Here is an 18,230-nt window from a genome sequence, read left to right as displayed (position 1 = left end):
AAGCCGACCTAAGGGGGATTCGGGGCCGGAACGCGGGGCCAGATTGCTGGGCCGGATTTGGAACCCCGGGATGCCGGCTGCCGGGGCCGCGCGACTGCTGGATAACCAGCATTTACAGCGGCGTCTCCGCTTGGGCATGCTGCCCGTTGATCCGGCGCAGATCGGGCAAACCTGGAGACGACATGCCCAGTCAGGAATCCCTGCACTCCGCCCATATCCGCGAAATCGAACAGGTCGGCCAGGGCCTGCCCACGCAGCGAGACGCGCACGTGGTGCGCAGCTGGTTGCGCTGCCTGGATCAGTACCGCCTCGACCCGGCCCACGCCTGCGAGGCCTACATCGTCCCGGACGGCCGCCTGCGTGAACACCGCCAGCAATCCGAAGCCCTGATCGCCATCGCCCGCAGCGGGCTGGATCACCTGTTCCGGCAGGTGGCGGGCCAGAACTACGTGCTGCTGCTGGCCGACCGGCAAGGCGTCACCGTGGAATTCCTGGGCGATGCCCAGCAGACCGCCCAACTGCGCAAGGCCGGGCTGTATCTGGGGTCGGAATGGTCCGAGCAGCGCGCCGGCACCTGCGCCGTCGGCGCCTGCCTGGAAACGGGCGAAGCGCTCACCATTCACCAGACCGATCACTTCGACAACACGCACACGCCGCTGTCCTGCACCGCCGCGCCCATCTACAGCGCCGACGGCGAGCTGGCCGCCGTGCTGGACATCTCGCTACTCAGTTCGCCCAGCCTGAAGGCCAGCCAGAATCTGGCGCTGCATCTGGTCAACAGCACCACGCGGCGCATCGAGCTCGCCAACCTGATGGCGCGTACGCGCAACGAATGGGTGCTGCGCTTTGCCCGCTCGCCGGAATTCCTGGATGTGGATCCGGAAGCCGCGATTTCGCTGGACGGGGCCGGCCGCGTGCTCGGCATGACGCATAACGGCGCCAAGCTGCTGGCGCGCGCCGCCGGGCTGGACTGGCGCAATCCGCATGACCTGATCGGCCTGCCGGTGACGCGCTTTTTCGACGTGCAGCTGGACGATCTGCCGCAGTACACGCGCGGCCGCGCGCCGCAGGACCGGCTGATCGTCGCGCGTGACGGCGACGCCCTCTTTGCCCACGCCATCGAACCCAACCGCCGCCCGCGCGGCGCCACCGTGGCGGTGCGCGAGGCGCCCTCGGCGCTGCGCGGCCTGGACGGCGGCGACGACCGCATGGCCGCGCTGCTGGTGCGCGCCGCCAAGCTGGCGCGGCAGGGCCTGCCCATGCTGCTGCAGGGCGAAACCGGCGTCGGCAAGGAATACCTGGCGCGCGCCATCCACGATGAAAGCCGCCGCGCTGGCCGCTTCGTCGCTGTCAATTGCGCCGCCATCCCCGAATCGCTGATCGAAAGCGAGTTGTTCGGTTACCTGCCGGGCGCCTACACCGGCGCCGCCCCCAAGGGCCGCAAGGGTCTCATCGAGGAGGCCGACGGCGGCACCCTCTTTCTGGACGAGATCGGCGACATGCCGCTGGCGCTGCAAAGCCGCCTGCTGCGCGTGCTGGCGGAATCCGAGGTCACGCCGATCGGCGCCAATGCGCCGCGCGCGCTGCGCCTGTCGCTGGTGTCGGCGTCGCACCGCGACCTGGGCGCGCTGGTGCGCGAGGGGCGCTTTCGTGAAGACCTGTACTACCGCATCAACGCGGCCGCGCTCACCGTGCCGCCGCTGCGCGAACGCCAGGACCTGGACTGGCTGATCGCGCGCATGCTGGCGCGGCACCAGGACGAATCCGGCGCGCCCGCGCTGTCGCCTGCCGCGTTGATTGCGCTGAAAGCCCACGCGTGGCCAGGCAACATCCGTGAACTGGCCAACGTCATTGCGGTGGCTGCCGCGCTATGCGAACACGGCGTCATCCAGCCGCACGACCTGCCCGACACACTGGCGCTGGCGGCAGCGCCAGCGGCTGGCAGCCCCGAGGAAGCCGCGCTGCGCGCCACGCTGGCCAGCTGCGCGGGCAACGTATCGGAAGCGGCGCGTCGCATGGGCGTGGACCGTTCCACCGTGCATCGCCAGATGCGGCGCTACGGATTGGCCTCGCGCCGCTGACGCCGCAGCGTTGCGCGGATCGCGCGGGGTTGCGCGGGGTTGCGCGACAGCGTTGCGCCACAGCGTCGCGCCACAGGTGTGGCATCGCGCCACACCCCCACTCCCGCCTCGGCCCGCGCGCGCCGGGGCGTCCCCCGTCCGACTCACCTGGCATGGCATTTGCATGTTCCTGATCGGCGACCACCTTCCGACACAGGACGGGGCCGCCGCCGGACCGCCGGACCGCCGGACCGCCGGCCGCCGGACCGCCGGCCGCCGGACCGTGCGTCCGCCACGACAACGACCGCCCACCCCGGGCAAGGAGACATGACATGCCGATCGACCACGCCGCCGACGCCGCCTTGGACGCGTTGCTTACGCAGCTGAACACTGCGCTGGGCAACAAGGACATCGACGCCGTTGCCCGGATGTTCCAGGACGAATGCTATTGGCGCGACCTGGTGCTGTTTTCCTGGAACCTGCGCACGCTGGAAGGCCAGGACCAGATCCGCGACATGCTGGAACATCAGTTGCAACACGTCGAGCCGGTGCGCTTCACCCGCGACGAGGCCGAGGCGACCACCGAAGAAGGCGGCCTGCTGCAGGGGTGGTTCCGCGTCGATACGAATCTCGCGCGCGGCTACGGCCACATCCGGGTCAAGGACGGCAAGATCTGGACGCTGCTCACCACCATGTCGGAACTGAAGGGCCACGAAGAACCGAGCGGCGTGCGTCGGCCCATGGGCGCCCAGCACGGCCACAGCCGCGAACGCCAGACCTGGCTGGAGAAACGCGAGCGCGAAGCCGCCGAGCTGGGCTACGAGACGCAGCCCTACGTGCTGATCATCGGCGGCGGCCAGGGCGGCATCGCGCTGGGCGCGCGTCTGCGCCAGCTCGACGTGCCCACGCTCATCCTCGAAAAGAACGAGCGCGCCGGCGACAGCTGGAGGAAGCGCTACAAGTCGCTGTGCCTGCACGACCCGGTCTGGTACGACCACCTGCCCTACATCCCCTTCCCCGAAAACTGGCCCGTCTTCGCGCCCAAGGACAAGATCGGCGACTGGCTGGAGATGTACACGAAGGTGATGGAGCTGAACTACTGGACCTCCACCGTCTGCGAGTCGGCACGCTACGACGAGGACAAAAAGGAATGGGAGGTCCACGTCGTGCGCGAGGGCAAGCCCGTGGTGCTGCGGCCCAAGCAGCTCGTGCTGGCCACCGGCATGTCGGGCAAGCCCAACGTGCCCAGCTTTCCGGGGCAGGATGAATTCCAGGGCGAGCAGCAGCATTCCTCGCGCCACCCCGGCCCGGACGCCTACCGCGGCAAGAACGTCGTCGTCATCGGCGCCAACAATTCGGCCCACGACATCTGCGCGGCGTTGTGGGAAGGCGGCGCCAACGTCACGATGGTGCAGCGATCGTCCACGCACATCGTGCGCTCCGAGACGCTGATGGACATCGGGCTGGGCGGGCTGTATTCCGAGCAGGCGCTGGCCAATGGCATGACCACGCGCAAGGCCGACCTGACCTTCGCGTCGGTGCCCTACAAGATCCTGGCGCAATTCCAGATCCCGCTCTACGAGCAGATGCGCGAGCGCGACGCCGAGTTCTACCAGAAGCTGGAAGCCGCAGGCTTCATGCTGGATTGGGGCGACGACGGCTCGGGCCTCTTCATGAAATACCTGCGGCGCGGCTCGGGCTATTACATCGACGTGGGCGCATGCGATCTCATCATCGACGGCAGCATCAAGCTGCAATCGCGCACCGACGTCAGCCGCCTGACGCGCGACGCCGTCGTGCTGACCAACGGCGTCACCCTGCCCGCCGACCTGGTGGTCTACGCCACCGGCTACGGCTCGATGAACGGTTGGGCAGCGGACCTGATCAGCCAAGAGGTCGCGGACAAAGTGGGCAAATGCTGGGGATTGGGTTCGGCCACCACCAAGGACCCGGGACCGTGGGAAGGCGAACAGCGCAACATGTGGAAGCCCACGCAGCAGGAGGCCCTGTGGTTTCACGGCGGCAACCTGCACCAGTCGCGCCATTACTCACAGTATCTGTCCCTGCAATTGAAGGCCCGCCACGCCGGCCTCCCCGTGCAGGTATACGGAATGCAGGAGGTGCACCACAAGCGGTAGGCGCACGGGCAACGGGGCGCGCAGGGGGCCGGCGGCCCTTGCGCCCGCCCCCGTCCGGGGAGTAAATTGTTGACACTTCAACGCGATACCCACGCGTTTTTCCGCGAATCACCCCAAAAACGGAACGAATTGTCGACACCATGAGCAAAGTGCTCACCCTGCCGGGCACGCTGCCTTCCGATGGCGAAACCCTGTCGGACCACATCTTCCGCAAGATCCAGTCCGCCATCGTCAAGGGCGAGATCGCCCCGGGCAGCAAGATCTCCGAACCCGAACTGGCGCGCATCCACGGGGTCAGCCGCGGTCCGCTGCGCGAGGCCCTGCACCGGCTGGAGGGCCAGAAGCTGCTGGTGCGCGTGCCGCACGCCGGTGCGCGCGTCGTGTCCCTGTCGATCCAGGAACTGGTCGAACTCTACGAAATCCGCGAATCGCTGGAAGGCACCGCCTGCCGCCTGGCCGCCGACCGCATGCCGCCGTCGGAAATCGACGAGCTGCGCGGCGTGCTGGAAGCGCACGAACGCGACGAAGCCTTCCAGGCCGGGCTGGGCTATTACCAGCAGGAAGGGGACTACGATTTCCACTACCGCATCGTCAAAGGCAGCGGCAATCAGATGCTGTTCCGCATGCTGTGCGACGAGCTCTATCAATTGGCGCGCATGTACCGCATCCAGTACTCGACGACGCCCAACCGCCCGCGGCAGGCCTATGCCGAGCACCACCGCATTCTGGACGCAATCGCCGACGGCGATGGCGAACTGGCTGAACTTCTGATGCGCCGGCACATCCGCGCATCCCGCATCAACATCGAACAACAGATCGCGCAAAGCACGCAACAGCGCACGGAGGCATGATGAACAAGTCGTACCGCAAGAACCTGCCCGGCACCCGCCTGGACTATTTCGACGCCCGCGCGGCCGTGGAGGCCATCGCGCCCGGCGCGTATGACGGCCTGCCTTACACGTCCCGTGTCCTGGCCGAAAACCTGGTGCGCCGGTGCGACCCCGCGCTGCTGACCGACGCGCTCAAGCAGCTGATCGAACGCCGCCGCGACCTGGACTTTCCGTGGTTTCCCGCGCGCGTGGTCTGTCATGACATCCTGGGTCAGACCGCGCTGGTGGACCTGGCGGGCCTGCGCGACGCTATCGCCGACAAGGGCGGCGACCCGGCCAAGGTCAACCCCGTGGTGCCAGTGCAGTTGATCGTGGACCACTCGCTGGCGGTGGAATACGACGGCAACGACCCGGACGCCTTCGCCAAGAACCGCGCGGTGGAAGACCGCCGCAACGAAGACCGCTTCCATTTCATCGACTGGACCAAGCAGGCCTTCGAGAACATCGAGGTCGTGCCGCCGGGCAACGGCATCATGCACCAGATCAACCTGGAACGGATGTCGCCGGTGATCTACACGCAGGACGGCGTGGCCTTCCCCGACACGCTGGTCGGCACCGACAGCCACACGCCGCACGTGGACGCGCTGGGCGTCATCGCCATCGGCGTGGGCGGCCTGGAAGCCGAGAACGTCATGCTGGGCCGCGCATCCTGGATGCGCCTGCCCGACATCGTCGGCGTCGAACTGTCCGGCCGCGCGCAGCCCGGCATCACCGCCACCGACATCGTGCTGACCCTGACCGAATTCCTGCGCAAGGAAAAGGTGGTGGGCGCGTACCTGGAGTTCTACGGCGAAGGCGCGTCCAGCCTGACGCTGGGCGATCGCGCCACCATCTCGAACATGGCGCCGGAATATGGCGCCACCGCGGCGATGTTCTCCATCGACCAGCAGACCATCGACTACCTGCGCCTGACCGGCCGCGAGGACGACCAGATCGCGCTGGTGGAAAACTACGCCAAGACCGCGGGCCTGTGGTCCGACAGCCTGAAGACGGCGCAGTACGAGCGCGTGCTGCGCTTTGACCTGTCCACCGTCGTGCGCACGCTGGCCGGCCCGTCCAACCCGCATCGCCGCCTGCCGGTGTCCGACCTGGCCGAGCGCGGCATCGCCGGCGTGGTCGAGAACCAGCCGGGCCTGATGCCCGACGGCGCCGTCATCATCGCCGCCATCACCAGCTGCACCAACACCAGCAACCCGCGCAACGTGATTGCCGCGGGCCTGTTGGCGCGCAACGCCAACCGCGCGGGCCTCGTGCGCAAGCCGTGGGTCAAGAGCTCGCTGGCGCCGGGATCCAAGGCCGTGCAGCTCTATCTGGAAGAAGCCGGCCTCACGCACGAACTGGAACAACTGGGCTTTGGCGTCGTGGCGTTTGCCTGTACCACGTGCAACGGCATGTCCGGCGCGCTGGACCCGAAAATTCAGCAGGAAATCATCGACCGCGATCTGTACGCGACCGCCGTGCTCTCCGGCAACCGCAACTTCGACGGCCGCATCCACCCGTACGCCAAGCAGGCCTTCCTGGCCTCGCCGCCGCTGGTCGTGGCCTACGCCATTGCCGGCACCATCCGCTTCGACATCGAGCGCGACGTCCTGGGCGTGGCCGCCGATGGCCGCGAGATCCGCCTGAAGGACATCTGGCCCAGCGACGAAGAGATCGACGCCATGGTCAAGTCGGCGGTCAAGCCCGAGCAGTTCCGCAAGGTCTACGCCCCCATGTTCGGCATCAAGGACGACCGCCAAACGGCCGTCAGCCCGCTGTACGACTGGCGCCCGCAAAGCACGTACATCCGCCGTCCGCCGTACTGGGAAGGCGCGCTGGCCGGCGAGCGCACGCTGCGCGGCATGCTGCCGCTGGCCGTACTGGGCGACAACATCACCACCGACCACCTGTCGCCGTCCAACGCCATCCTGATGGACAGCGCCGCAGGCGAATACCTGCACAAGATGGGCCTGCCCGAAGAAGACTTCAACTCGTACGCCACGCACCGCGGCGACCACCTGACCGCGCAGCGCGCCACGTTCGCCAACCCCAAGCTCTTCAACGAAATGGTGAAGAATGCCGACGGCTCGGTGCAGCAAGGTTCGCTGGCGCGCGTGGAACCGGAAGGCCAGGTCATGCGCATGTGGGAGGCCATCGAGACCTACATGGACCGCAAGCAGCCGCTCATCATCGTGGCCGGCGCCGATTACGGCCAGGGTTCGTCGCGCGACTGGGCCGCCAAGGGTGTGCGCCTGGCCGGCGTGGAAGCCATCGTGGCCGAAGGCTTCGAGCGCATCCACCGCACCAACCTGATCGGCATGGGCGTGCTGCCGCTGGAATTCAAGCCGGGCGTCGACCGCAAGACGCTGGCTCTCGACGGCACCGAAAGCTACGACGTCATCGGGGAACGCAAGCCGCGCGCGGACCTGACGCTGGTGATTCACCGCCGCAACGGCAGCACCGAACAGGTGCCGGTGACCTGCCGCCTGGACACCGCCGAAGAAGTGTCCATCTACGAAGCCGGCGGCGTGCTGCAGCGCTTTGCCCAGGATTTCCTGGAAGCCGCCTCGGCGACGGACGCCGGCAAGCTGGCCTGACCGGCCGTTGTACAGACCGGCGGGCGTGTGCAGCGCCCGCCGCCCTACTCCGATATCTCAGGACCGATATTTCAGGATCGACACATGGCACATGCTCCCCAAACCAAGATCGCCGCCACCTACATGCGCGGCGGCACCAGCAAAGGCGTGTTCTTCAAGCTGGACGACCTGCCGGAATCCGCCCGCGTGCCGGGCGCCGCGCGCGACGCGCTGCTCCTGCGCGTGATCGGCAGCCCCGATCCCTACGGCAAGCAGATTGACGGCATGGGCGCCGCCACGTCCAGCACCAGCAAGACCGTCATCGTCGCCAAAAGCACGCGACCCGACCATGACGTGGACTACCTCTTCGGCCAGGTCTCCATCGACCAGCCTTTCGTGGACTGGAGCGGCAACTGCGGCAACCTGTCGGCCGCGGTCGGCCCTTTTGCCATCACCAACGGCCTGGTCGACCCCGCCCGCGTTCCGCAGGACGGCGTTGCGGTCGTGCGCATCTGGCAAGCCAACATCCAGAAGACCATCGTGGCTCACGTGCCCATCACCGGCGGCGCGGTGCAGGAAACCGGCGATTTTGAACTGGACGGCGTGACCTTCCCCGCCGCCGAACTGCGTTTGGAATTCATGGACCCGGCGGAGGAAGGCGACGGCGGCTCCATGTTCCCCACCGGCAACCTGGTCGACAACCTGGAAGTGCCCGGCGTGGGCACGTTCAAGGCCACGATGATCAATTCCGGCATCCCGACGATCTTCCTGGAAGCCGACGCGCTGGGGTACAGCGGCACGGAGCTGCAGGACGCCATCAACGGCGACACCGCCGCGCTGTCGCGCTTTGAGACCATCCGCGCCCACGGCGCGCTGCGCATGGGCCTCATCAAGGACCTCGCCGAGGCCGCCAGCCGCCAGCACACCCCCAAGATCGCCTTCGTCGCCCCGCCCAAGGAATACATTTCGTCCAGCGGCAAGAAGATCGGCACGAGCGACATCGACGTGCTGGTGCGTGCGTTGTCCATGGGCAAGCTGCATCACGCCATGATGGGCACGGCGTCGGTCGCGATCGCCACGGCAGCAGCCGTGCCCGGCACGCTGGTGAACCTGGCGGCCGGCGGCGGCGAGCGCGACAACGTGTGCTTTGGACACCCGTCGGGCACCCTGCGAGTCGGCGCGCAAGCGCAGTTGGTGGATGGCGACTGGAAAGTGACCAAAGCCATCATGAGCCGCAGCGCGCGCGTGCTGATGGAAGGCCGCGTGCACGTGCCGCGTGAGGGGTTCTGAGCGCGTCAGGGCCATGCGAAGAAGCATGCAAATCCAGGCAGTCGCTGCATGCGACTGCCTTGTCACGTTATTTCGCCCCCTTATCACCCGGCAATAGCGCTTTTGATGCTTCGTACTGTGCGCTGACTTTCAACAGTTCTTCCGACGACGGCTGCCAAAATTCATACTTTCCGTTTCCAACTAGACCGGTGCGGCCGTTGAGCCAACTCTTAATTTGATCGCGAAGTTGCGGCTTCAGCGGTTCTGCGGCCCACACCGCGTGGATATGGTTAGCGCCCTTCCAACCATCCTTGCCATTCTCGCGATACCACGCGGCAAAGCCATGGTTGGCCAGTTGCGACAGTAGGCGCTTGATAGACGAAGCGTCCAAGCAACGCACACTCAGATCTACAGCCGCAGTGTAATTTCGGCCTTTCAACGTCATATCCGGCCCGTGATAATTTGAAGCTGTCTTCCGGCTATTGAGCGTCTGGGTAATTCGATGTTCGATGTCCAGATCGACCAAGGCAGTCTGCGCCTCGGGCGGCAGCCTGTTATCACCCGACGGCACGAAAGGGCAATCGGCTCGCGGGGACCAAGGCTCCGCCGCTGCGACGGAATTCGTCGCCAGCGCAAATATGCCCGCCCAGACTATCGCCCTCCGCGGCAACATAAGACTCCTCTAACCGGGCTTAACGGCCCGACCAAGTTCTGATGACAGAGTTGGTCTAGCGACCACCCTCATTCTTCCAAGCAAGCAGTTCTACGCGGCATGCATTGCTTCCAGAACGTCCTTTACCGCAGCATCTGAAATCTCCATTGCCACAAACGTCTTGTCGCTATTGCTTGTAATGAATCCGGGGAAACAGTTCTGCGCGCTGGTACCGCAGAAGACATCGATATGGTTGCCTTTGATGGCGCCTCCAGTATCTGCGGCAAAGAAGTAGCCATCGTGATAAACGACACGCCCTGACGGCAACGTGACGCTAACCCCTTTCGCATCAGGAATAAAAAAGACAGTTCCAAACGGGAAGACGTTTTTGTCCACGGCAACGGTCCGGAACGGGATCAGCCGATAATTGCTTCCACCATCTCCGTACTTGCCGACCGCAGCCCTGAAGTACGAGTGTCCGGTTTTCGTGATCCACGGCTTTATTGCGGGATCTATTCCTAGGACCGCAGCACAGTCAACTTGGGCATCGGTTCTTGTGCCGCCGTAGTTCAACGTCCGCAGTTTGCCATTCATTGAGACCTGAACAGTTCCCTCGATGGCAGCAAGACACCAATCCTTTTGGGAAACATTATCGGAGATGGGATTCCCCGCCTTGTCTACAAATGGTATGCCATCCGGTGAGGCCGAAGCTGCGTACACGAAGTAATGGGTCGCCCAAAGATTGTGCTGTTTAACAGTAGCGACGTCCGGCGCGGGAAGCGAAAAATCCGCCTGATCCGCATCAGCATTCGCGGTCAAGTGTGAAGCGCCTAGTGAAACAACAGAATCGCCTTTTTCATTCATGATGGTCCTCTCGTTGTTGACCCGGCCGGCCAAATTGGGCGTTGAAAATCACCTTAGCTACCCGTCAAAAATTATCGACAGCTTTTCAGTAGATTCGCATGCTCGATTTTGGGTATTGCGGAAGGCTACTCGGCCTGCCCCGCCGCTTTAGGAGATCAACCCGTGCAGGCCTCGCAAAAGATCGCTCAAGCGCTGATCGCTTGCTTACCGCGGCGCGGTCACTACATCAAAAGTTCTGGTCTCCCTCCCTAAAGTCGCCGCATCCGCCTGCCGTTAGCGGATTGCGGCCGGGGATTTCCCGGCCGACTAGCAACCCGCCGACTTTCCCCGTCGGCGTATCCAGTACACGAGCATGAAGATAACGTCGCTGCGCAACCGCATTTTGCTTATTACCTGCTTTACGGTGGTGGGAGCGCTTACGCTCTCGGGCCTCATCACCTACCAGATCGTGCGCGACAACATGATGTCCACCATCGCCGCAACCCTGAACGCCGTGGCCTCCGGCAACGCCAGCGCCATCGAGCGCTGGTCGGCCGACAAGGCGCAGGCTGTCGACGCCACGGCGAAGGTGGTCGAGAAAGGCGATCCCCGGGGCCTGACCAAGCTCATGGGCGAGACCAACGGCTTTCCCATCACCACCATCGGCTGGTCCGACAAGACCTTCTTTTCCACCACCAAGACCGCGGCGGATTACGATCCGACCGCCCGGCCCTGGTACAAGAGCGCCGTGGCCGCCGGCAAGCTGACGATCACCAAGCCCTACGGTGATTCCAGCACCGGCGTGCTGTACGTGGCGTTCACCGCGCCGATGATCCGCAACGGCCAGACGACCGGCGTGCTGAGCGGCGCCGTGCCGCTCGACGGCGTGAAGGACATCATCAAGGCCATCCATCCCACCCCGTCCAGCAGCGCATTTGTGCTGGGCACGGACGGCCAGGTGATCTCGCACCTGAACGACAAGCTGGCGCTCAAGCCGTCGACCGACATCTCGCCGGCCCTGACTGCCGAGGCGATCGCCGCCATGGCCCGCGACGGCGCAGCGCCCGTCGAGATTGCGCTGGACGGCGCGCAGAAGCTGCTGAAGGCGCGCCGCATTCCCGGCACCGACTGGTATCTGGTCGTGGCGCTGGACAAGACCGAGGCCACCGTCGGCCTGACGCAGGTGTTGAACGCAACCCTGATCTCGCTGGTGGTCCTGACGCTGGTGGCCGTGGGCATCGCCAGCGTGATCACGTCGCGCGCCTTCAAGCGTCTGTCCGCCGTGCGCGACGCCATGGACACCATCGGTTCCGGCGACGGCGACATGACGCACCGTCTGGCCGTGGTCGGTCATGACGAGGTCGCGCAGATTTCGGCCTCGTTCAACGCGTTCGTGGAGAAGATCACCCACGTCATGCGCGAGGTGCGCAGCGGCGTGCACTCGATGAGCGCCGCCACGCGAGAGATCGACATGGGCAACCGCGATCTGTCGCAGCGCACGGAAACGTCGGCCGCCTCGCTTGAGGAAACGTCGTCGGCGCTGACCGAGCTTGCGTCCAGCGTGCGTCAGACCGAGGAAACCGCCGAGCACGCGACGCGCCTGGCCGACGAAGCCAGCGCGGTCGCCGCACGCGGCGGGCAAGTGGTCAAGGACGCTGTCACCACCATGGACGAGATTTCGCAATCGTCGCGGCGCATCACCGAGATCATCCGCGTGATCGACGGCATCGCCTTCCAGACCAACATCCTGGCGCTGAACGCGGCGGTCGAGGCTGCGCGTGCCGGCGAACAGGGCCGCGGTTTCGCGGTGGTGGCAGGTGAAGTGCGCACGCTCGCGCAACGCAGCGCGGCTTCCGCGCAAGAGATCAAGACGCTGATCGAGGCGTCGGTGCAGAACGTGAAGAGCGGCACGGAACGCGTGCAGGCCGCCGGTTCGACCATGACCGAGATCGTCGACGGCATCAACCGCGTGCAGCGGATGGTGAGCGAGATCCACGGCGCCATGGCCGAGCAGAGCACGGGGTTGGGGCAAATCGATCGCTCGGTCGCCGACATGGATCAGGCCACGCAGCAGAACGCGGCGCTCGTCGAGCAATCGACGGCGGCGTCGGGGATGTTGAGCGATCAGGCGCGTGTGTTGGCAGATGCCGTTGCGCGATTCAAGCTGCGCGAGGAAGAAGCGGCCAGCGCCGGCCGGCTGATCGCACTGCCGCAGAGCTGATCCGGAACCGCCGGCGGGGAGTTACTCCGCCGGCGTGCCTGCGGCTGGTTTGCCTGCCGCAGGTCCGCCTGCCGCAGGATCGCCTGCCGCAGGTCCGCCTGCCGCAGGTTCGCCTGCCGCAGATTCTCCCCCCGTTTTCCAGGGCGGACCGACCTGCTTGAGCACGGCAACCGCCGTCGCGACGACCTCCCCGTCCGCGCTCAATTCCCCCTGCATGAACACCAGCGACGATGTGGCCCGCGCCACGCGGCCGCGCACTTGCAGAAACTGTCCTTCGCGCGCCGCCGCCAGAAAATGCGTGTCCAGTTGCACGGTCACGCAGGCGCGCCGGCCCAGCGCTTCCCACGCAATCGCGCTGATGCCGTGGTCCAGCAGCGCGGTCAGCAATCCGCCGTGCACCACGCCTGCGGGATTCAGATGGTCGGCGGTGGTCAACAGGCCATATGCCCAACCATCGTCCTCCTTGCGCACCCACAACGGCCCGATCAGGCCCGCAAACCCGGGCAACGTGCGTTTGCGCCAACCGGGCGGAACGGCGGAATCGTCGGCGGAATGCGTGTCCATGGGTCTAGCTCCTGGCCGCCATCAGTTGCGACAACGCGCGCGCCTCGCCCTGCAGTTCCGCCGCCAGCGATTCCACGCGCGCCGCATCGAGCTGTTCGGCCAACCCTGCAGCCACCAACGCATGCGTCAGCCGCTGATGACTGTCGAACACCGGCACCGCGATCACGACGACGCCGTTGATGTAGTTGTTGCGGTCCACGCTGTAGCCCTGCCGCCGCACGGCGTCCACGTCGGCCTTCCACGCCGCGAACTCGGGGGCCTGATCCCAGCGCAGGGCCTTGAAGCGCCGCTCCAGCTCCTTCTCGGACAGATCCGCAAACGCGGCGACCAGCCGGCCCGTTGCACTGATCAGCGCCGGAAAGCGGCTTCCCACGTCCACATGCAGGCGGAACGGCGCGTTGGACCGTGACAGCGCCAGCACCACCATGTGATCGCTGCCGGATACCTCGACGCCGATCGCGGTGACACTGGCCGCGTTGGCGATGCGATCCAGCACGGGCTGCGCCAGCGCGGGGAACGGGTTGCTTTCGATCACGCTGCGCGCCAGCGTCAGCATGCCCACGCCCAGGCTGTAGCGCTTGGCGCCGGGGTCGACCTTCACCAAGCCTTCTTCCACCAGGACGCGAAGAATGTGCAGGCACGTGCTGGTCACCATGCCCAGTTCCTGCGAGATGGCCTTCAGCGTCATGGGCTCGCCGCCCCGGCCCAGAAGGCGCAGGATCGCGATCGATCGCGTCACGGCCGGCACAGGCCGCACGCGCGGGCCGCCGGCGCTGGCAATTTCCGGGGTACCGGTTTCACTCATCGGGTTCTCCATTTTTATTGCGGCAAGCATACCGTGCGGCGCCCGCCTCGCGGGGCCGCCTCCACGCCTTTCAATTGTCTATATACAATCAATAAACGTCATTGACAATTTATTTGGCGGCGCGCATAGTGGGTTCCACAGGTTGCTGACCCACACAGGTACGACGAAATGACGAAGCTGACCGATACCCTTTCCTACGCGGACGCCCAGGCGCTCTGTTCCTCGGACAAGCTCTGGGAGCTGTTCGATGGCAACCGCGAACACATGAACATCGCGCACGAATGCATCGACCGGCATGCGGACAAGGCCGAGCCGGCGATCATCCTGGTGCGCGCCGCCGGCGGGGACGAGACCTACTCGTTCCGCCAGATCGCCGAGGAATCCTCGCGTTTCGCGCACTACCTGGTTGAGCAGGGCATCCGCGCCGGCGACCGCGTCGCCGTCATGCTGGAACCGTCGCTGCCGTTCTACGTGGCCATGTTCGGCGCGATGAAGATGGGCGCCATCGCCGTGCCGCTCTTCACGCTGTTCGGCCCCGACGGCATCCGGCTGCGTGTTCAGGACTGCCAGCCGCGCATGCTGGTGACCAACGCCGAAAAGGCCCCGCTTGCCGCCGGCGGCGAGGACATGCGCGTGGTCATCGCCGACGACGCCTTTCTCGGCACACTGGCCGCCTACCCGCCCCATTACGAATGCCGCACGCGCGCCGACGATCTGGCCATCTTCCAGTACACGTCGGGCACGACGCGCGAGCTGCCCGACGCCGTCAAGCACACGCACCGCGCCCTGGTCACGCTGATGCTGGCCGCGCTGTACGGCACCGGCATCCGGCCCGGCGACCGCTACATGTGCCCGTCGTCGCCCGCCTGGGGGCACGGCCTGTGGCACGGCACGCTGGCGCCGCTGGCGCTGGGCGTCACCATCGGCGCGTATGCCGGCAAGTTCAATGCCGAACGTCTGCTGCAGGCCTTGCAGGACCACCGTTTCACCAACATCTCCGCCGCCGCCACCCACTACCGGATGATGCGCAACAGCGGCGCGGCGGCACGCTACCGCTATCACCTGGACAAGGTGTCCTTCACCGGCGAGCCCATCGACAGTGAAACGTCCGCCTTCGTCGAAGCCACCTTCGGCCGGCCCGTCTGCAGCATGTACGGCACGACGGAAATCGGCGTCTGCCTTGTCAACTATCCCGGCGCGCCGGATTTCACGGTCAAGGCCGGCTCGCTGGGCAAACCCGTGCCGGGCCTACGCGTCGAAGTGCAGGACGCCAACGGCCAGCCCTGCGCGCCCGGCGAAACCGGCGAGCTCAAGCTGTGGCGCCGCGACGCGTGGGTCGCCACCAAGGATCTCGGGCGCGTGGACGAAGACGGCTACTTCTGGCATGGGGGCCGCGCCGACGACGTCATCATCTCGGCCGGCTGGACCATGAGCGCCGTCGAGATCGAAGACGCCATCCTCAAGCACCGCGACGTAACGGAGGCCGCCGCCATCGGCGTGCCCGACCCGCTGCGCGGCCAGGTCGTCAAGGCCTTCGTGGTGTCGGCGCGCCCCGGCGACGACGCCTTCGTGCAGGAAATCCAGGACGCCGTGCGCAGCCGCCTGGCGCAGCACGAGTATCCGCGGCAGGTCGTGTTTGTGGCTGAACTGCCCAAGACGCCCGCCGGAAAGATCCATCGCAGGAAATTGCGGGAGCAAGAGCTTGCGACCGCCGACACCACGCCCGCCGGCGCCGCCCACGCCTAGGGCTACCCGGCACAGGCCACCTCTCAAACCCAGGAGACATCATGCTGACCCAGACCAAGACCGAACGCAGCTTTCCCAAGATCACCGAACGCGGGCTGGACGAGCTGCGCGAACGCATCGGCGTGAAGATCGGCGCCACCGCCGAGCCGTGGTGCTACGAAGCCACGCGCGACAACATCCGCCATTACGCCCACGGCATCGGCGACGACAACCCGCTGTGGTCGGACCCGGAGTACGCAGCCAAAACCCAGCACGGCGGCATCATCGCGCTGCCCAGCTTCCTGTTTGCCACCAGCCGCATCGTGTCCGGTTATGTGGGCGGGCTGCCCGGCGTACACGCCATGTGGTCGGGCGCGGACTGGACCTGGCACAAGACGGTCAAGCGTAACGACATCATTTCCACCGAAGCGCACCTGAAGAACCTGATCGAACACCAGACCCGCTTTGCGGGCCGCGCCGTGCAGCAGATCTATCACGTGGACTTCTTCAACCAGGACGGCGACAAGGTCGCCGAGGCCGACAGCTGGTGCTTCCGCACCGAACGCGACCACGCGCGCGAACAGGGCAGCAAGTATGCCGAAGTCCGCGCCCGCGAACCGCGCCGCTACAGCCCCGAGGAAATCAAGGAAGCCTACAAGCTCTACGCCCAGGAAGAAGTGCGCGGCGCCACGCCGCGCTACTGGGAAGACGTGAAGGAAGGCGAGGAACTGCCCGTGATGTTCAAGGGCCCGATGACGGTCACCGGCTTCATCGCCTTCGCGCAGGGCTGGGGCGGCCTGTACATCCGGGCCAACAAGCTGGCGTGGCAGCTCATCGACGCGCATCCGGGCGTGGGCATCACCAACCGCTTCGGCATTCCCGATGTGCCCGAGCGCGTCCACTGGGAAGAAGACTTCGCGCTGGAAGTCGGCGCGCCCGGCGCCTACGACTACGGTCCCGAGCGCAATTCGTGGCTGACCCATCACCTTACCAACTGGATGGGCGACGCCGGGTTCCTGCGCAAGTCCACGTGCAAGATCCGCCGCCACAACCCCGAGGGCGACATGCTGTTCTTCAAGGGCAAGGTGGTGCGCAAGTACGTGGAAGACGGCCGTCACCTGGTCGAGATCGAACAGGAAGCGCGCAACCAGGACGACGAGCTTTCCGTCCTGGGCACCGGTGTGGTCGAATTGCCTACCCGCGCCTGACCCGCGGCAACCCCCAAGACGAGGTGGGCGATGTCTGATTCATCGGAACATGCTGCACCAAGCCCCGAGGTCCGTCCGCGGGGCGCGCTGGACGGCCTGCGCGTCATCGACCTGTCGCGCGTCCTGGCCGGCCCGCTGTGCACGCAGATGCTGGCGGACCAGGGCGCGGATGTCATCAAGGTCGAGCCGCCCGGCGGCGACGAAACGCGCACGCTGGGCCCGCCGGTCAACGCCGACGGCGACGCCGCCTACTTCACCGCCGTCAACCGCGGCAAGCGCGCCATCGGGCTGGACCTGTCCAAGCCCGCCGGCCGCGACGTGCTGCTGGCGTTGCTGGCCGACGCCGACGTCCTGATCGAGAACTTCGTCCCCGGCACGATGGCCAAGTGGGGCCTGGACTACGAGGCGGACCTGAAGCCCCGCTTTCCCCAGCTCATCCACTGCGCCATCACGGGCTTCGGCGAAGACGGGCCGCTGGGCGGCCTGCCCGGCTACGACGCGGTGCTGCAGGCCATGTGCGGATTGATGAGCATCAACGGCGAGCCCGCCGGCGGACCGACCCGCGTCGGCGTGCCCATCGTCGACCATCTTACCGGCTACACCGCGCAGTCCGGCATCCTGCTGGCGCTTTACCACCGGGCGCGCACGGGTCTTGGCCAGCGGGTCGAAGTCACCCTGTTCGACACCGCGCTCAGCCTGCTGGTGCCGCATGCCGCCAACTGGATGCACACCGACCAGACGCCGGGCCTCCTGGGCAGCGCGCATCCCAACATCGCCCCGTATGACCGCTACGCCTGCCGCGATGGCGAGATCTTCCTGGGCGTCGTCAACGACCGCCAGTTCCGCCGCTTCTGCGACTACGCGGGCCTGCCATCGTTGCCGGACGATCCGCGCTTTGCCACCAACCGGGCGCGGCTGTCGCACCGCGACGCGTTGCGGGACGCCATCGAAAGCGCCCTGGCGACGCGTGCGCGCGATGCGCTGTGCGCGGAACTGATGAAGCTTGGCGTACCGGCTGGGCCGGTCAACAGCGTGCCCGAAGCCTTTGCGCAGGCGCACACCGCGCATCGCGGCATGCGCGTCGATCGCGATTGCTATCACGGCATCGGTCCCGCAGTCCGGCTGTCGCAAGCGCCCGCGCGCGTGGACCGGCTGCCGCCCGCCTATGCACAGCACACCGTCGAAGTCCTCCGGGAGGCCGGCTTCGGCGATTCACAGATCGCGGCGTTGCAGGAACAGGGCATCCTGCCGCGATGGCCGCCTCCCAAGCCCTAGCCGCAATCCGATGCAGCCATATATA

14 protein-coding genes are annotated in these 18,230 nt (G+C 66.2%); 9 read left to right on the top strand and 5 right to left on the bottom strand.

Annotation, left to right across the window (positions count from 1 at the left end; genetic code table 11):
- Positions 1-182: 182 nt before the first annotated feature.
- The 5 genes from B2W22_RS21965 (at position 183) to prpF (ending at position 8,933) form a co-directional block, all read left to right on the top strand.
- Entirely contained in the window at positions 183-2,081 is a 1,899-nt protein-coding gene (locus B2W22_RS21965; RefSeq protein ID WP_286939557.1) for a sigma-54-dependent Fis family transcriptional regulator, read from the top strand.
- A 311-nt stretch (positions 2,082-2,392) separates the two neighbouring features.
- On the top strand, positions 2,393-4,198 hold the full coding sequence (locus B2W22_RS21960) for an NAD(P)/FAD-dependent oxidoreductase (RefSeq protein ID WP_286939556.1): 1,806 nt from the start codon (positions 2,393-2,395) through the stop codon (positions 4,196-4,198).
- A gap of 140 nt (positions 4,199-4,338) precedes the next feature.
- Positions 4,339-5,049: a GntR family transcriptional regulator gene (locus B2W22_RS21955; protein ID WP_286939554.1), complete on the top strand. Its 711-nt coding sequence runs from the start codon at positions 4,339-4,341 to the stop codon at positions 5,047-5,049.
- Positions 5,049-7,664: a Fe/S-dependent 2-methylisocitrate dehydratase AcnD gene (acnD, locus tag B2W22_RS21950; protein ID WP_286939651.1), complete on the top strand. Its 2,616-nt coding sequence runs from the start codon at positions 5,049-5,051 to the stop codon at positions 7,662-7,664. Before B2W22_RS21955 ends, acnD begins: the two co-directional genes overlap by 1 nt.
- Before the next feature lie 84 nt (positions 7,665-7,748).
- Positions 7,749-8,933, top strand: coding sequence for a 2-methylaconitate cis-trans isomerase PrpF (gene prpF, locus B2W22_RS21945; protein ID WP_175122419.1), 1,185 nt, complete (start codon positions 7,749-7,751; stop codon positions 8,931-8,933).
- Positions 8,934-9,000: 67 nt separating this feature from the next.
- Here the strand turns inward: prpF and B2W22_RS21940 are convergent, their stop codons facing one another.
- A complete protein-coding gene (locus B2W22_RS21940; protein ID WP_175122418.1) occupies positions 9,001-9,438 on the bottom strand; it encodes a hypothetical protein in 438 nt (145 codons plus the stop codon).
- Between the two features lie 237 nt (positions 9,439-9,675).
- Positions 9,676-10,428, bottom strand: coding sequence for a 3D domain-containing protein (locus tag B2W22_RS21935; RefSeq protein WP_286939553.1), 753 nt, complete (start codon positions 10,426-10,428; stop codon positions 9,676-9,678).
- A gap of 352 nt (positions 10,429-10,780) precedes the next feature.
- Between B2W22_RS21935 and B2W22_RS21930 the strand changes: the two genes are divergently transcribed.
- Positions 10,781-12,628 (top strand): methyl-accepting chemotaxis protein, encoded by a 1,848-nt coding sequence (locus B2W22_RS21930; protein ID WP_175184723.1) that lies wholly within the window; start codon positions 10,781-10,783, stop codon positions 12,626-12,628.
- Here B2W22_RS21930 and B2W22_RS28555 read toward each other — a convergent pair.
- The 3 genes from B2W22_RS28555 to B2W22_RS21920 are packed head-to-tail and all read right to left on the bottom strand — an operon-like array spanning position 12,532 to position 13,997.
- On the bottom strand, positions 12,532-12,735 hold the full coding sequence (locus B2W22_RS28555) for a pentapeptide repeat-containing protein (protein ID WP_414632013.1): 204 nt from the start codon (positions 12,733-12,735) through the stop codon (positions 12,532-12,534). The genes B2W22_RS21930 and B2W22_RS28555 overlap by 97 nt on opposite strands.
- Positions 12,650-13,192 (bottom strand): PaaI family thioesterase, encoded by a 543-nt coding sequence (locus tag B2W22_RS21925; RefSeq protein ID WP_286939551.1) that lies wholly within the window; start codon positions 13,190-13,192, stop codon positions 12,650-12,652. Before B2W22_RS21925 ends, B2W22_RS28555 begins: the two co-directional genes overlap by 86 nt.
- Before the next feature lie 4 nt (positions 13,193-13,196).
- Complete coding sequence (locus B2W22_RS21920; protein ID WP_175137867.1) at positions 13,197-13,997, bottom strand: IclR family transcriptional regulator; 801 nt, start codon at positions 13,995-13,997, stop codon at positions 13,197-13,199.
- Between the two features lie 168 nt (positions 13,998-14,165).
- On the opposite strand from B2W22_RS21920, the gene B2W22_RS21915 reads away from it, so the two are divergent.
- From B2W22_RS21915 to B2W22_RS21905, 3 genes are read left to right on the top strand one after another with little or no spacing between them, the layout of a single operon-like run.
- Positions 14,166-15,743 carry an acyl-CoA synthetase gene (locus B2W22_RS21915; protein ID WP_175122413.1) on the top strand — a complete coding sequence of 526 codons (1,578 nt, stop codon included), beginning with the start codon at positions 14,166-14,168 and terminating at the stop codon, positions 15,741-15,743.
- A 41-nt stretch (positions 15,744-15,784) separates the two neighbouring features.
- A complete protein-coding gene (locus B2W22_RS21910) occupies positions 15,785-16,930 on the top strand; it encodes an FAS1-like dehydratase domain-containing protein (protein WP_175122412.1) in 1,146 nt (381 codons plus the stop codon).
- 30 nt (positions 16,931-16,960) lie between these two features.
- Positions 16,961-18,205, top strand: coding sequence for a CaiB/BaiF CoA transferase family protein (locus B2W22_RS21905; RefSeq protein WP_286939549.1), 1,245 nt, complete (start codon positions 16,961-16,963; stop codon positions 18,203-18,205).
- Positions 18,206-18,230: the final 25 nt, after the last annotated feature.

Origin of the sequence: Achromobacter sp. UBA4530 (assembly GCF_002388205.1) — a bacterium.
Taxonomy (GTDB): Bacteria; Pseudomonadota; Gammaproteobacteria; order Burkholderiales; family Burkholderiaceae_B; genus Achromobacter; species Achromobacter animicus.
Note: the sequence above shows the minus strand (reverse complement) of the source record. Positions and strands in the feature narration are given on the sequence as shown.

Excerpts from the sequence above, each read along its gene's own strand:
- B2W22_RS21935 (WP_286939553.1), bottom strand. The coding sequence starts at position 10,428 with ATGAATGAAAAAGGCGATTCTGTTGTTTCACTAGGCGCTTCACACTTG.
- B2W22_RS21915 (WP_175122413.1), top strand. The coding sequence starts at position 14,166 with ATGACGAAGCTGACCGATACCCTTTCCTACGCGGACGCCCAGGCGCTC.
- B2W22_RS21905 (WP_286939549.1), top strand. The coding sequence starts at position 16,961 with ATGTCTGATTCATCGGAACATGCTGCACCAAGCCCCGAGGTCCGTCCG.
- B2W22_RS21960 (WP_286939556.1), top strand. The coding sequence starts at position 2,393 with ATGCCGATCGACCACGCCGCCGACGCCGCCTTGGACGCGTTGCTTACG.
- B2W22_RS21920 (WP_175137867.1), bottom strand. The coding sequence starts at position 13,997 with ATGAGTGAAACCGGTACCCCGGAAATTGCCAGCGCCGGCGGCCCGCGC.
- B2W22_RS21955 (WP_286939554.1), top strand. The coding sequence starts at position 4,339 with ATGAGCAAAGTGCTCACCCTGCCGGGCACGCTGCCTTCCGATGGCGAA.
- B2W22_RS21925 (WP_286939551.1), bottom strand. The coding sequence starts at position 13,192 with ATGGACACGCATTCCGCCGACGATTCCGCCGTTCCGCCCGGTTGGCGC.
- B2W22_RS21965 (WP_286939557.1), top strand. The coding sequence starts at position 183 with ATGCCCAGTCAGGAATCCCTGCACTCCGCCCATATCCGCGAAATCGAA.
- B2W22_RS21910 (WP_175122412.1), top strand. The coding sequence starts at position 15,785 with ATGCTGACCCAGACCAAGACCGAACGCAGCTTTCCCAAGATCACCGAA.
- prpF (WP_175122419.1), top strand. The coding sequence starts at position 7,749 with ATGGCACATGCTCCCCAAACCAAGATCGCCGCCACCTACATGCGCGGC.
- acnD (WP_286939651.1), top strand. The coding sequence starts at position 5,049 with ATGAACAAGTCGTACCGCAAGAACCTGCCCGGCACCCGCCTGGACTAT.
- B2W22_RS21930 (WP_175184723.1), top strand. The coding sequence starts at position 10,781 with ATGAAGATAACGTCGCTGCGCAACCGCATTTTGCTTATTACCTGCTTT.